At 31.1% G+C, this 15,790-nt stretch carries 13 protein-coding genes; 10 read left to right on the top strand and 3 right to left on the bottom strand.

Annotated features, from left to right (window positions below):
- Positions 1-632 precede the first annotated feature (632 nt).
- From T367_RS0103605 to T367_RS0103620, 4 genes are all read left to right on the top strand, one after another.
- Positions 633-1,508, top strand: a complete 876-nt coding sequence (locus T367_RS0103605; RefSeq protein WP_027418624.1) for a helix-turn-helix domain-containing protein — start codon at positions 633-635, stop codon at positions 1,506-1,508.
- A gap of 83 nt (positions 1,509-1,591) precedes the next feature.
- Positions 1,592-2,128, top strand: a complete 537-nt coding sequence (locus T367_RS0103610; RefSeq protein ID WP_035842281.1) for an OsmC family protein — start codon at positions 1,592-1,594, stop codon at positions 2,126-2,128.
- 32 nt (positions 2,129-2,160) lie between these two features.
- The gene (locus tag T367_RS0103615; protein ID WP_027418626.1) at positions 2,161-2,574 is read left to right on the top strand and encodes an OsmC family protein; all 414 of its coding nucleotides are present in this window, start codon (positions 2,161-2,163) and stop codon (positions 2,572-2,574) included.
- A gap of 68 nt (positions 2,575-2,642) precedes the next feature.
- Positions 2,643-3,344, top strand: a complete 702-nt coding sequence (locus T367_RS0103620; RefSeq protein ID WP_027418627.1) for a DsbA family oxidoreductase — start codon at positions 2,643-2,645, stop codon at positions 3,342-3,344.
- A 191-nt stretch (positions 3,345-3,535) separates the two neighbouring features.
- On the opposite strand, the gene T367_RS0103625 is transcribed toward T367_RS0103620, so the two are convergent.
- Positions 3,536-4,069 (bottom strand): hypothetical protein, encoded by a 534-nt coding sequence (locus T367_RS0103625; RefSeq protein WP_027418628.1) that lies wholly within the window; start codon positions 4,067-4,069, stop codon positions 3,536-3,538.
- Between the two features lie 4 nt (positions 4,070-4,073).
- A complete protein-coding gene (locus T367_RS0103630) occupies positions 4,074-4,775 on the bottom strand; it encodes an alpha/beta hydrolase (protein ID WP_084274294.1) in 702 nt (233 codons plus the stop codon).
- Positions 4,776-5,070: 295 nt separating this feature from the next.
- Here T367_RS0103630 and T367_RS0103635 point away from each other — a divergent pair, with 295 nt between their 5' ends.
- From T367_RS0103635 to T367_RS0103650, 4 genes are all read left to right on the top strand, one after another.
- The gene (locus T367_RS0103635; RefSeq protein ID WP_027418630.1) at positions 5,071-5,655 is read left to right on the top strand and encodes a Crp/Fnr family transcriptional regulator; all 585 of its coding nucleotides are present in this window, start codon (positions 5,071-5,073) and stop codon (positions 5,653-5,655) included.
- Between the two features lie 57 nt (positions 5,656-5,712).
- Positions 5,713-6,375, top strand: a complete 663-nt coding sequence (locus T367_RS0103640) for a DUF4386 domain-containing protein (protein WP_027418631.1) — start codon at positions 5,713-5,715, stop codon at positions 6,373-6,375.
- 364 nt (positions 6,376-6,739) lie between these two features.
- Positions 6,740-9,139, top strand: coding sequence for a TonB-dependent receptor (locus T367_RS0103645; RefSeq protein WP_035842285.1), 2,400 nt, complete (start codon positions 6,740-6,742; stop codon positions 9,137-9,139).
- Between the two features lie 3 nt (positions 9,140-9,142).
- Positions 9,143-10,045: a DUF4249 family protein gene (locus T367_RS0103650; protein WP_027418633.1), complete on the top strand. Its 903-nt coding sequence runs from the start codon at positions 9,143-9,145 to the stop codon at positions 10,043-10,045.
- A gap of 46 nt (positions 10,046-10,091) precedes the next feature.
- Here the strand turns inward: T367_RS0103650 and T367_RS0103655 are convergent, their stop codons facing one another.
- Complete coding sequence (locus T367_RS0103655; RefSeq protein WP_084274295.1) at positions 10,092-12,089, bottom strand: transglutaminase domain-containing protein; 1,998 nt, start codon at positions 12,087-12,089, stop codon at positions 10,092-10,094.
- Between the two features lie 371 nt (positions 12,090-12,460).
- On the opposite strand from T367_RS0103655, the gene T367_RS0103660 reads away from it, so the two are divergent.
- Both T367_RS0103660 and T367_RS0103665 read left to right on the top strand, forming a co-directional pair.
- Positions 12,461-14,893, top strand: coding sequence for a TonB-dependent receptor (locus T367_RS0103660; RefSeq protein ID WP_035842288.1), 2,433 nt, complete (start codon positions 12,461-12,463; stop codon positions 14,891-14,893).
- A 4-nt stretch (positions 14,894-14,897) separates the two neighbouring features.
- On the top strand, positions 14,898-15,788 hold the full coding sequence (locus T367_RS0103665; RefSeq protein ID WP_169736018.1) for a DUF4249 domain-containing protein: 891 nt from the start codon (positions 14,898-14,900) through the stop codon (positions 15,786-15,788).
- Positions 15,789-15,790 lie beyond the last annotated feature (2 nt).

The raw sequence follows: 15,790 nt of genomic DNA on the forward strand, positions 1-15,790 counted from the left end.
CTTAACCTACTGTTTTATCGCAGTGTTACGTTGAAAGTGTTAAGCAGTGTTTAAATATGTTGGGGCATATAGCTGTAAGCTTTTACCTTCAATTTACTGAGAATGATAGGTAATTTTGTATCTCATTTTATCTATGGTAGCATCACTTTGTGACCAGCCATGTTTAAAACTTTATAAAGTTCGCGAAGTCCAAAAATGATATGCTTAAAAAACCTCACAGAAGGAGTTTTATGTAAATGTTGACAATGAAAAAGTTAGTCGTTAATTGTAAAGTTTCACAACATTGTTGATCGCTGTTTACTCAGTTTTTAAAACACTATCAAATCCTTGCGCCTCCCTTAAAGCAACTTCAAGTTTGGTTTTACTTTTTTTTATACATTATCTTAATTTTTAGTTCTATTAAAAGTAAGAATTGTATTATTTTAGCATGGAATGTCTCTGTACGTAAGAGGGGATTTGTTCAACAATGGCTATAATTGATATGGGATTTGGTACTTAAACCAAAGTTTAAAGCTTTAAACTGAGTCCTCCAACTCTTATGATTTGGATTTTTTATTAAATTCTTTTCACCTTTGCAAGTCAATGATTATTCATTTTTTTACTAATGTAATTTTTTAAAGGAGCAATTAAAAATGCAACAATATCAATTAAGTATTATACAGGAAAACTTCCCGTTTGAGATATATACTTTGCCAGATTACATTGAACAACGAGGAGAAGACATAAGGGTTTCACATACGCAGAACTTTTATCAAATAATTTGGTTTAAGTCTGGTATGGGTTTATATACGGTAGATTTTAATGAATACAAAGTCTTTGAAAATGCTTTATTCTTTATTGCAAAAAATCAAGTTCATTCTTTTAAATCTTTAAACAAATGTGATGGTATTGTTATTAATTTCGAAGAGTCATTTTTAGTCCAAAAAGATAATGATGTCGATTTTTTCTTAAAATGTAATTTATTCAACAATCCTTATCAAACTCCATCTTGTTGTATTGGTAGTGGTTGGGAATACAAGCTAGACGAGTATATTTCTCAAATGAGATTAGAACTTGCTGAAAAAAAATCTTACGGAAGAGAAGAATTACTTCGGTTATATTTAAAAGCATTTCTTATTCAGGTACAGCGAAGAAAACACCAGCTTGAAAAGTTAGATAGCGGTCGAAATCCTTTTCCTGATAATGAAAAGAGAAATTTGTTAATAAAGTTTATAAATGCAGTAGAGGATAATTTTAATAAAAACCTCACAGTCAGCCAATATTCAGCCTTACTAAATGTTTCAACCCGAACGCTTTCTAACTTAACATTACAGCTCTTACAAAAACGGCCCAAACAAATTTTACAAGAACGTAAAATTTTAGAATCAAAAAGATTGCTTATCCACTCGGATATATCTGTTAAAGAGATAGCGTATAGAATAGGCTTTAAAGACCCCGCATATTTTTTCCGATATTTCAAAAAGCACGCTGAAATTTCACCTATCAATTTCCGAAAATCTATTCGATAAGTACAGTCTATTTTCAGTTTTGTCCATTTATTTATTTTTTAATACGAGTTAACTTTGCCAGTATAAAATTAAAGTTAACAGTTATGATAAACAATCTAAATTTAAAAGCATTACAAGACTATATTGACCTTGTAAAAAGCAATAGTTCTGAGGCAGTAGCTACTTTTGGCGTTACTGCCAATTGGCAAGATGGTGTTGCTACCGAAATAACACCCCATAGTAAAAAGGTTGGGTCAAAAAAAATAATTACACAATTTAAGTATTTGATAGATGAACCTTTAGAATTACTTGGCAATGACAAGAATCCTAATCCTCAGGATTATATTCTTGGCGGCATGGCTGGCTGTATGATGGTTGGATTTGTAGCTGGAGCATCAGGAAAAGGTATAGAATTAAGAAATGTACAATTAGATATTATTGGGGAATTAGATCTTAGAGGATTTTTAAATCTAGACCCTGATGTAAACGTTGGTTTTGAAAAGTTACAATTCAACTTTAAAGTTGAAGGAAGCGGAACACAAGACCAGTATGATGAAATTATAGAACATGTCAGAAAATTCTCTCCAGGCTATCAAACTATACTAAATCCTGTAAAAATTTTAACAAATAAAGAGGTTTAGTATTTACTTAAAAGAACATAATAACTAAAGTAATGGGTAAAACAATAAATGTAAAATATGTTGGGAAAGACTCTTCCTCAATACACACCTCTTTAAACGAAGCTACTCTTAAAATATATAATATAGACCATTCACCTATAGATTTATTAATCAGTTCTTATGCTTCAAGTTTAATGGAGACAGTGGATTGCGAAGCAAGAAAGCAAGGTTTTGAAAGCACAGTGACAAAATGCGAAATTTCTTATGAAATGAGTGATGATGATTCTAGAATAAATTCTTGTTCAATCTTCTTATTTTTTGAAGAAGATTTTGATGTAAAAAAGGAAAATATTTTAGAAACAGCATCCAAAACAAAATGTCCAGTTGGGAAAAACCTCTCTTCTGATATAAAAAAGTCTTTTCGTTTTTTTTATAAGACTATGTCTAAGGCTTGCTTCCACAAATAAAATATGATGCAAAATTAAGTATAGGGAAGAAAAACCTTAATGTAAAGTAACAATAAAATAAATTGACAATGAAAGTACAAATATGGTCGGACGTTATGTGTCCCTTTTGCTATATAGCAAAGAATAATTTTGAAAAGGCATTATTGCAGCTACCTTTTGCCAAAGAAGTTGAGGTCGAATGGAAAAGTTTTCAGTTGGATCCAGAACTAAAAGATACTTCTGAAAATATGACTTTTGGACAGTATTTAATGCATAGTAAGGGTTTTTCAGTCCAAAAAAAAGATGAATTTCTTCAACAATTAACAGATATGGGAAGAAATTCAGGTGTGAATTTTGATTTTGATAAAACATTTGTTGCTAATACCTTTCAAGCCCATAAACTATTGCATCTTGCAAAAAAATATGGAATGGATAATAAAATGGAAGAATTATTGTTTCAGGCCTTATTTGAAACAGGGAAAAACATTGCTGATAACCAGCTCTTAATATCTTTTGCAGAGCAACTTTGTATAGACAAAGATGAAGCGCAAGAAGTTCTTCTTTCAAATAAGTTAGACTATGCCGTAAAGCAAGATTTTGAGGAAGCAAAAAATATTGGGATATCAGGAGTCCCATATTTTGTTTTAGATAATAAATACGCTATATCAGGTGCTCAACCTGTTGAAGCGTTTTTCTCCGCTTTAACACAGAATTACCGTGAAACTAAGAAGCCTTTAGAAAACTCTGGTGAAAATAATGGTTCTTGTACAACTGATGAGTGTTTACTGTAGAATTAAACTTCTATATTTACCAATAAAAAAAAGAGGCTGTCCAGAAAGTAATTTCAGACAGCTTTTTTATATTTCACCTGATAAGTTCAAAAGTTTGATAAGATTTTTTGAGTTCTGTACAGGTTTATTATACGGAGTATTTTTAGCTTTTTTTACTAATCTACATTAAAAACGAGCTTTCTGTCCATTACCTAGACATACAGTCCCCTGTGTGATAACATTATGTTTGCACTTAAACTCCATTTATTAAGTGAATAGCCAAAAGAATGATTTGTTCCATAATCAAAAAAACTAGTGCTAAATTCATGCTTTACATCAACATTTAATCCTGTTTTTTTGAAACTACTCTTAGTTTTTAAACGTGAGACACCAATAAATGGTTCAATCCCAATAAAAAAACCTTTTGATTTAAAGGGGTAATACTGAAAGTCTGTCAATATAGAGAATCCACTCGAACGATAAAGCTGTTCGTCACCTAGGGATGTCGCATCTTTTTTAAACTTCAGATTAAAAGTTCGTAAACCAATTCCAGCATGAGCTTCGAAGTGATTCGTTTTAAATATTTCCTTTTTTGCTCTGATCATAAACCCAGTTGGTTTAAAAAAGAGGAGAGATTGTGTGGTAAATTCAAATTTAGTTTTTGATATAAACGACGTTTTATTAATTTGTTGTCCAAATGAAAATTGTTCTATTAGACAAAATGTAAATAATATAAATTTTTTCATGATATTATTTTAAGATGAAATTTAAACCATTGATGAAACCAGTAGATTGTGTATTATTATGTCCACTTTTATTTATTAATTCAGTTTTTATTTTAAAATCACCATATCCCCTATTTTCCAAAATATCCCTAAATGCTATAAACTGTGCGGTAGCCTCAAGGTCTCCAGTTCCAAAATAAAGTTTAGTAGATAAAGAATCATTCTTTAAAAAATACTCTTGCTCTAAATCAAACAAGTAACTATCTCCATAAAAAAGGGATGTACTAACAGCTATATAGTTGTCGAAAGGAGATTCTATTTGGTCTTGAAGCATTGCGTATAAACAAAAGTATCCGCCTAAAGAATGTCCATAAATAGAACGTTCTATGGGTTTTATTTTCAAATCAACCTCTATATGAGGCACAAGTTCATCTTTAAAAAAAAGAATGAATTTATTAGCTCCACCATAGCCAACAGAACCTCCCATAGGAAAGTCTTTCTTATGTTCTGGAAAAGTAAAGTCTGTATCTCTTTCATCTCGATTTTTGTACGATACACTCACTAACACAACGTTCTTACGATATTTAGAATTGATGATGGAAAAAAATTCATTTTGATAATTTTTTCCATCTAAGAAATATACAGTTTGATATTTCTTAGTATCATCAAAATTTTCAGGATATAAAACCGTAATATCATAATCAAATCCAGTATGAACGGATAAAATATTAAAATTGTTTTTTTTTTTAGGTAACTTTCTCCTTTTTACAGCTTATGAAAAAGAAAATTAACAAAAAGATTGTGATTAATTTCATGTTTATTTCGATTATTTAATTTGAGTACAAATCACAACAATTTAAAGGTAAACAAAAACATATTTAAGTTGAATTAATGAAATTTTCTTTTTGAATAAGGAAATATTACGATGAATTTAGAGTTGATTCTTTTGTATATTTCTCACATGCAATTATCTTTATAATTGTGCGTTTATTGAAAATAAGTAGCAATTTAATACGAAGTAATTGGAGACTAGAATTATAAAATTTCTTTCAAAATATACTGTATTTTCTAAACATTTAGAGAAAGCAATCAGGGAAAACACTTTTTTTAAAGTGTTTGAAAAAGGAACTGTTTTACTTAAGGAAGGTGATCATTCGAATGAATGTTACTTTATTTTAAATGGTTGCATTCGAAGTTACTTTTATAAAGATGGTGAAGAAATTACGAATGAATTTTATACTGAAGAGCAAGTAGTTGCACCTACAAATTACGGGAAAGGAACCCCTTCCACTTTTTACTTAGAATGTACGGAAGAAGTAATAGCAAGTATAGGTAATCCAGTTCTAGAAAAGGAAACATTTCAAAAATACCCTGAGCTTGAATCATTATCGAGAGTTATTGCTGAAGCAATGATTGCAAAGCATCAAGAAACTTTTGCAGAATTTAAATCATCCAATCCAGAGGAAAGATATATGAATATGCTAAAAACAAGACCAGACTTAATAAACAGAGTAGCACATTACCAATTAGCTAGTTACCTAGGTGTGAAACCAGAGTCACTTAGTCGAATTCGCAAGAGGATACTTAAAAAAAATGATTTATCTTAACTAAAGTCAATGAAAAAGAAATAACCCTGTTCTATTTTTGTACAAAAAAGTACAAAAATGAATAATACTATAATTTCACGGAAGTATAAGGCATCAGGAATCTTAATCCTTATGGGAATTATAATAGGTGTTTTAAGTATAATTCCCTCGTTAGAGGACCACAATTTCATTACTGAAGTTAGTAGAAATAAAAATCAAGTATTATTTGGAGCAACACTTCAATTTTTTCTTGTACCCGTTTATATCGGTTTTTCATTGGTACTATATCCTTTATTAAAACAATATAACAAGTCCTTGTCAATTGGATTTGTTGGCTTTCGGATCATGGCGGGTACTTTCCAGCTTTTTGGTATAATGATACTACCTCTTTTCATCCTTTTAAGTCAAAGATATGTAACGGCTAATCCTTTGGATTTAGGATTCTATGAATTTATAGGTGAATCATTATGTTTGGTCCGCGACTTAACAAATCATTTGGGAGTTATTCTGGCGACAGGTTTGGGAAATGTTCTTTTCTATTCTATTTTATTTAAAGCAAGACTAATTCCAAAATGGCTTTCAATATGGGGTTTTGTTGGAAATGGTTTATTAATGATAGCTAGCTTTTTTTTACTTTTTGAATTATTAGAGGTAGTTTCTATTGAATATGGTTTGCTGTCAAGCCCACTTGTTTTACAGGAAATAATTCTTGCAGTTTGGTTACTCAGAAAAAAAGGTTAACCTTAGGAACAAACAAATCATAATAAAACTAAATCGAACTTTTTGCTGTTGTTAAAACATATTTAAATTTCTTTTAATCAAAAGAAAAAACAATTAATAGCGTAAACAATAGCGTTTTGCTCTTTTAATTATAATTCAAAAAAAAATATGGATATTATCTAATGGCAACTATTTTTTATTAACTCAAATATCCATCTACATGTTGTTTGTAACCCTGGGTTTAAACACACATACATTTACCCGTTAAAAACGATATGTTACTATCGATTTAGTTTTATTAAAATTAGGATAATTTAAGTTTTTAGTCTATCTAAAATTAAATTATTAATAACAATTTTACCATATAAATGTCAAAATTTAACCAATGTTAAAAAAAATATTAGGATTAATCTGTATTGGGCTCTTCACATTTTCTTTTGGAAGTTATGCACAGAGGTATACCTTAAGTGGGTTTATCAAAGATGCAGAAAATGGTGAAACTTTGATAAATGCTCGTGTTTATATAGATTCATTAAAGGTAGGAACAGTTAGCAATTCATTTGGTTTTTACAGCTTAACACTTGAAAAAGGAATTCATACGGTTACATTCAGTTTCGTAGGAAAAACGCCCATAAAATCACTGATTAAATTAGACGAGGACAAAAACTTTGATATGCACCTTAAACCAGTAGGTCATTTAAAGACAGTTTTAGTGTCTCATGAAAAAGAACAGTTCGAAAGTACGGAGATGGGGACTGTTGAATTGTCCATGGAAAAAGTCAAAACACTTCCCGTACTTTTAGGAGAACAAGACATCATTAAAACCGCTCAATTATTACCTGGCATTCAATCGGGAAGTGAAGGTTCAAGTGGAGTATACGTTAGAGGAGGTGGACCCGATCAAAACTTAATTCTTTTGGATGGTGTACCTATCTACAATGCTAATCACCTATTTGGTTTCTTTTCAGTTTTCAACGCGGACGCTATCAAACAAGTAAAAATAATTAAAGGAGGATTCCCTGCCGAGTATAGCGGAAGAATATCATCTGTTGTTGATATTAGAATGAATGACGGTGACATGAAGAAAATTCACGGTGAAGGTTCAGTTGGTATTATATCTTCTAAACTCATGTTAAATGGACCAATCGTGAAAGACAAAACCTCCTTCATGATTTCGGCAAGAAGAACTTATTTAGATATTTTATCAAAACCTATCTTGAAAAGTATAAATAAAAATAAGACTGATGAACAAAAGACGAATTTAGGGTATTATTTCTATGATATTAATGCTAAAATCAATCATATTATCAACACCAAGAACAGAATATACCTAAGTTTTTATTTAGGCAATGATCGATTTAAATTAAATAATTCAGCTAATTATACGGATACAGACAGTATTCAAAGCACTAAAGAATCGAGTTCTGGAATGGATTGGGGGAATAAAATTATTGCATTGAATTGGAATCATCAATTTAATCCAAAACTATTTATGAATAGTGTATTAAACTATAGCAGTTATAAATTCGAAACTAGATTTGGAAATAATTCATACCATCAATCTAAACCCGATAAAAAAATTGAAGAAGTCTCTTTTCAATATAATTCTGGTATTACAGATTTTGGAGGAAAATTAAACTTTACATATTTCTTAAATCCTCGAAATGAAATAAAGTTTGGGTTGGGAGAAACATATCACACTTTTAATCCAGGCATCAATGAAATATATTCTTTTAATTCTATCAGCAAAATTGACACAATGTATAGTACAAAAAATGTTTATGCGCATGAGTTGAATGCCTTCATTCAAAATGATTTCAAAATAGGGAGAAGATTTCAAGCTAATCTAGGTTTAAATTATGCCAACTTTTTTGTAAGAAATAATCATTATGGTATTCTTGAACCACGAATTAATTTAAATATAAGGTTACAAGAAAAATCATCGATAAAACTCTCTTATGCTAAGACATCACAATTTTTACATCTTCTAACGAATACGACAATCGGGTTACCAACTGATTTATGGGTACCAGTTACTGACAAAATACCTCCCCAAATCGGTCATCAATTTGCTTTAGGATATGCTCATCAATTGAATAGATCATACCGATTTAACATTGAAGGATACTATAAGAAAATGTCTAATTTGATTGAATATAAAGAGGGTGCCAGTTTTTTTAACGCCAATCAGAACTGGGAAAATAAAGTCGAAATTGGAAAAGGAGATAGTTATGGGGTTGAACTACTTTTTGAAAAAAGATTCGGTAAAACAACGGGATGGATAGGTTATACATTATCTTGGGCGAATAGATTTTTTGAAAACATTAATGACGGTAAAGAATTTCCTTATCGATACGATAGAAGACATGATATTAGTTTTGTGCTAACACATAAGTTCAATGAAAAAATTAGCATAGGGGCAGTTTGGGTTTATGGCACTGGAAATGCCGTTACTATGGCTTTTCAAAAGTATCAAAAATTTCAAGACGGAGAAGATAATCTAGATTACGATTCACAGACAATAAACCACTACGAAAAGAAGAATAATTATAGGATGAGGGCTTATCATCGATTAGATTTAAGTCTAAATATCGTTAAAGAAAAAAAATGGGGTCAAGCAAAATGGAGTTTTGGTTTGTACAATGCATACAACCGTAAAAATCCATTCTATTTAGATATCGGTTATAAAAAAAACAATGAAGGTTTTGGGTTTACAAAAAAGGCATTAATTCAATATAGTCTATTCCCTATTCTACCTTCCATCAGTTATTCATTCAAATTTTAATTTATGTTACGAATTATTTTCAATCTATTTATCGCGATTATAGTCTTACAATCTTGTGAAAAAGAATTACCTTTTAACGAAGATCAAGAAAAATACAGATTGGTTGTTCAGTCTGAAATTACAACTAAAGACACCAATTATTGCATTATTAGTAGCAGTTTAAGTGTATTAGATGGTAACTTCAATGAACCTTATGTCAATGACGCCACAATAACACTATTTGAGAACGATGTAGAAATAGGGAATTTTGAATATTTAAACTCCATTTATAAACCTGGAACTTATTATATAACTGGATTAGTTGTAAAAGCTAGGAGAACTTATAAAATAATTGTCTCACATCCAAAATACGAAACCGTCGAAGGTAGTTTTATCATGCCTTCAATTTTAAACCCCGTTGATATTAATCTCCTTAAAACTGGTGAGCGATATGTAGCAAACATGTCTTTCACTGATAATTCAGATGAAGCAAACTTTTATGGATTAGGAGCTTACTCAATTGTTAAAAACATTTTCATAGATCCTCTGACAGCTGACACTACAATTCTAACCAGCTTGAACAAAAACCTTTTTTGTAGCAACGAATCCTTTTTCTTAAACACAATAAATTCTGATGGAAACTACTGTGACCCAGAACTACTTTTTAATGATAAAAATAAAGATGGGAGGCGGATAGATATTCAGTTGAAATCAAATCTTAATGAAAGTTTTTCTGACACCTTATTCATTAATTTTAAATCTTTTAGCGAAGATATGATGAAATATAAATTATCAGTTTTAAAATATGAGCTAACTAAAGGGAATTATTTCGCAGAGCCTGTTTTAGTTCATTCGAATATAAAAAATGGTTTGGGTATTTTTGCAGGTTATGCAAATTATAATATTGCAATTCCAGTCCCAGAATGAAATTAAATTACATTTGAACGCTTTAGTAGATCGATTTACTTTAATATTAACCCTTCGGTTTTTTATAAGTTTCTTTCCATTTACCCGCGTCGGTTTGAATGCGCTCAATCAATTTTTCACTCCTCCTGTGCTCCGTCTCTGTTCGCTCAATGACATATGCATTTTTATCTTCTTTTAATTTAGTTTGATCCTCCATTTGTTTTTCAAAACTATTCAGTACAGAATGATTTTTTAAAATACCATCTACTTCTTCATTAAAAAATCCACTCGCCAAATTGGCTTCTTCAGCTAAATTCAGTAAAAGCATATATTCTCTCAACATATAGGTTTCATAAGGAGTAATTGAAGTAATTTTACCTTCGTTTAAAAGAATTCTTAAATCCGCCTTTGCTCCTCTCATATAATTCTTTCCATTCTTTAACGAATTCATTACGTCCTTACCCATAATTTCTAATGGAATAGAATCTTTATACAATTGATTAGAATGTGCCGCATAGAAATACAATAAACTATCTACATGATCAATAATCTCATTGTTCGAATAACTATTGAACTGGATAAACTCTGCATTTTTTTGGAATAGATAATTAATATTCTGAATGTTCGACAATAAATCATTGATAGAACTGTACGATCGTAACGTATCATACTTATCATATAGATCTTGCAATATTTGACGTTCCAATAATATTGAATCTTTCCAAACGCCCAATAATAAGGTATCTAAATCTGCCGGACGCTCATAATTCACGACGCCTGGAAACTTCATTTCATAATTTTCCCTATCTGTAACAATCCTCATTAAATTAGATTCAATCACATCAAAATTCTTATGAATTTTAGCGATTAATTTCTCATTTTCCTTGTTCATTTTAAGAACATTTTTCGAAATATTTTTATCGTTGAATGTCGTAGCCTTATAATTTGATTTATCATATGTTCGATTCTCCTTATAAACTCCCTTTTCGAATGTCTTGTATAATTTCCCGTATTTAATCACGGTATCATTTATCCCTCTCAAATACTCATATTTTGCAGGTGTAATTTCATAAATACTTCCCCTTGCTAATTTTTGGACATTTTTATTACTGATCAACGCCATGAAATTGTAGTAATTCATCGCTTTTACACTCGGATTGTATTGATTGTAATCAAATCCATCTTCTCCGTTAATTAATAACTGATGAAGATAATCTTTGCTTTGATAGTTCTCAATTTCACTAAGATAATCAATGTTCAACCCTTTATTATTACTCAAATGAAGGATAATTGAATCTTCTGTGGTTGAAAACTCTTCAATAGATATGATATTCGATCGCATTTGCCAAATTGGATTGATAGGCAAATGGGTCAATAAAAAGGTATCTGTATGTAAATTAAAATACTCGTATGTCGGTTGTCTAACGAATCCTATTTTCTTAGAATATTTAGGTTTGGAATCATATGCCTTTTTCCGTTTTTCTTCTTTCGCTGCTCGTTTAGTAAGCACCTTCTCTTCTTGGCTTGTTGATTTAAAGACTTTCTCTTTATATTCTTTTGCTTTATAAGGCTTAGAATGGGTTGGAATTCGTCCAATATACCCAGCATCCCAAGTAGGGTCCGCCAAATACCATTGCTCTTTTATTTTATAACCGATCCAAGCATGAGATTCAACCATTACCAATTGTCCGGGACTCCAACTTACATCACGAGTATAGCCATTTATTGTTTCCGAAACAATACCAGCGTGATCTAACATCGCTTTCATTAATTCTACGTACCCGCTACAAATCGCTTTCTTAGATTTTAAAACTTTTGTGGGATCAATTCCTGTAAAATAATCATCTCCTTCTATCAAGGCATAGTCATACTCTATATTCTCGGTAATCCAAGTATATATGGCCTCAACCTTTTCATGCTTATCGGACATTCCTAATGTCAAATATTCAGTAAGCAAAGAAATGGACTTTAGCGTTTTCTTAGAGATTTTATCTTCGACTGGCTTTTGAGCCTTACCATTTAAACATAGCAAGCTCAGGGTAATTAGGGTTAATAAGAGTTTCATAGCGTAGTTTTTTGAGGAGCAATTAGCAATAAATCTTAATTAACGATTCTTAAATCGTATCTATATATTAATCATGTTTACATAATCATTCTTCTTTCAAATTTGAGCTACCAAATTATTTTTTTTTATTTTTTATTATCTATAATTTAATCGCTCAACAGAATTCAATGTCAAAAGTAATTTTAATATTGTATCAATGTATTAAAAAATACTATAATATTTCTGCATAGACGTATACGAAAACGAAAAAGTTAGGTTTCAACAATAAATATATATACCCCATTGTAAATTAGAATAGTTATCGTAAAAATATTTTTTTCGCATTTATAATATTATATACACTTTTGTCGTTCCTTGTTAAAAATTACTAAATGTTTAAAATACATCTCAGTTTCAGTTTTGCCTTTTTTATCCTTCTCTTCTTATTCTCCAATATTGGTTATTGTCAGAATAACACATTAAGTGGCTATATTAAAGATGCTGAAACAGGAGAATCTTTAATTGGTGCAAGAGTATATATTGACTCATTAAAAAAAGGTGCAGTTTCTAATGTTTATGGATTTTATAGTATCACGCTCCCTGAAGGTAACCACGTCGTGTTATTTAGTTTTGTAGGCAAAGAACCTTCAAAAAAATTAATTGAATTAAACGAGAATATTACTTTAAATATTGAACTAATTCCTGCGGGGCAACTTGAAACAGTAACTGTCACTGGCCAGAAAAAGGCGCAAGAAAGTACAGAAATAAGCACGATAGAATTATCAATGGAAAAGGTAAAGACCTTACCTGTTTTATTAGGGGAAAGAGATATCATAAAAACAGCTCAACTTCTACCAGGTATTCAGTCAGGAAGTGAAGGTTCTAGTGGAATATATGTACGGGGAGGAGGACCAGATCAAAACTTAATTCTTTTAGATGGCGTTCCAATTTATAACGCCAATCATCTTTTTGGTTTTTTCTCTGTATTTAATGCTGATGCCATCAATCAAGTGAAATTGATTAAAGGAGGATTCCCTGCTGAATATGGCGGTAGAATATCTTCCGTAATTGATATTCGAATGAATGATGGTGACATGAAAAAAATTCATGGTGAAGGATCTATAGGTATTATCTCTTCTAAATTAATGTTAAGTGGGCCAATAATTAAAGACAAAACTTCTTTTATGATTTCTGGGCGGAGGACTTATATCGATATTTTATCTAAGCCTTTTATCAATTACGCCAATAAAAAAAGTAATGAAGGCATACCTGGAGCTGGAAATGAAAAGATAAATCTTGGTTATTTTTTTTATGATGTAAACGCAAAAATAAACCATATCATAAATACTAAAAATCGAATCTACTTCAGTGCGTATATGGGGGATGATAAATTCTATCTTGATAATAAAGGAGAGTTCGTTGGTAACACCGGTAAGACATACGTTGATGAATCTACGGGAGGTATGAAATGGGGTAATAAAATAATGGCTTTGAGATGGAACCATCAATATGGCCCTAAATTATTCATGAATACAACTATAAATTATAGTAATTATAAATTTAATACAGGATTCGGAAATAAAACTTATGAAGTTGACAACGAAAAGAATCCAGTAGATAATTTCACTTTTGATTATGATTCAGGCATTAACGATTGGGGCGGTAAATTGGATTTTTATTACTACTTAAATCCGAACAATGAAATTAAATTTGGTATCGGTGAAACGTATCATACTTTTAAACCGGGAGTTAATCAGTTAAATTTAGTCGAAGGCGGCGCTTCAATTGATACAAGTTTTGGCTCGAAACAAATCTACTCACACGAATTTTACGCATTTATTCAAGATGATGTTAAAATTGGTAAAAGATTAGCTGTAAATTTCGGCTTACATTTTTCGAACTTTCTTGTACGAGAAAAATACTATTCTTCTTTACAGCCAAGAATTGCTATCAATTATAAACTAGATGAAAAATCTTCATTAAAATTATCATACGCGAAAACAGCACAGTTCTTGCATCTATTAACAAATACATCTATTGGTTTACCGACAGACTTATGGGTACCAGCTACAGATAGTATTCCTCCTCAAACAGGACATCAATTTGCCGCGGGTTATACACGCGAGTTACCAAAGGGCTTTCGTATAAGTGTAGAAGGTTATTACAAAACCATGTCAAACTTAATAGAATATAAAGAAGGTGCAAGCTTTTTTGGATCGAATCAAGATTGGGAAAATTTAGTTGAAGTTGGAGACGGTGTAAGTTACGGTGCCGAAATTTTATTCGAAAAGAAAATGGGTAAAACAACTGGTTGGATTGGTTATACACTCTCTTGGACCAATAGAAAGTTTGAAAATTTAAATGACGGTAAAACATATCCTTATCGTTATGATCGCCGACATGATGTGAGCTTTGTGCTAACGCATAAATTCAATGATAAAATTGATATTGGCATTGTTTGGGTTTATGGAACAGGTAATGCAGTCTCTATGGCTTTTCAAAAGTATCACTATTTACAGGGCCAAGGCGGTGTTAGTAATGGTAATTATCAAACTCAGGCTATTGACCACTACGCTAGCAAAAACAATTATAGAATGCCTTCTTACCATCGGCTAGATGTTGGAGTAAACATTCATAAAGAGAAAAAATGGGGAACAGCTACTTGGAGTTTCGGCATTTACAATGCTTATAATAGAAAGAATCCTTTTTATTTGGAAGTCGGTTATTCTGATCAGCTAGACAATAATGGCTACAGCAAATTGGGATTAATACAATACAGTCTATTCCCTTTAATCCCTTCAGTCAGTTATGCCTTTAAATTTTAATTTTATGTACTATTTTAAATATATCACTGCTGCTATCTTCATGATAACGATTTCTTGTGAGAAAGAAATTCCTTTTAAGGAGGAAGAGTCAGCATCTAGACTGGTTGTACAAGCAGAGTTAACACAAGCTGACACAAATTATTGTCTAGTATCACAGAGTGTTAGCATATTATCGAATGATTTCTCAGCTAAGACACTTTCCAACGCTAAAGTTGAAATATTTGAAAACGACGTAAAATTGGGAGAGTTTGTAGAATATAATCCATTGACTCGTCCAGGTGTTTATTATTATTCGAATTTGGTATTGACTCCACTTACTAATTATAAGCTTGTTGTATCTCATCCCGATTTCGAATCAGCTGAGAGTTCATTTACAATGCCATCTAAAGCAAATGATATCGAATATTCATATGAGATTAGCGAGCGTGGAACAGACCTGCATGTGGCATTTACTGATCAAGCCAATGAAATCAATAATTATGGAATTTCGGTTTATTACACTGGAACATCAACCTATTATGATTATGAATTAGAAGATTCAATTGAAGTAACATACGACGATTATTTTATTTGTACGCAAGAAACATTTTTCGATAATACCGCTAATATTAACGGCAAATTTTGTGGTCTGGAACTACTATTTGATGATAAAAATAAAGATGGAAGCCGAATCTCTTTCACACTTGAGAAAGGAGTTGGTAGTGGTGATACCTTAAATATTCAACTCAACTCTTATAGTGAAGGCATAATCAAACACCGTTTATCGTTGGATAAATATTGGCAAACTGAAGGGAATTTTTTCGCTGAACCAGTTCAAGTTTATTCAAATTTCACCAACGGTTTTGGAATCTTTGGTGGTTATTGGAGTTATGAAAAGGAATTGGTACTCGAATAAGC

The organism is Crocinitomix catalasitica ATCC 23190 (assembly GCF_000621625.1).
GTDB lineage: Bacteria > Bacteroidota > Bacteroidia > Flavobacteriales_D > Crocinitomicaceae > Crocinitomix > Crocinitomix catalasitica.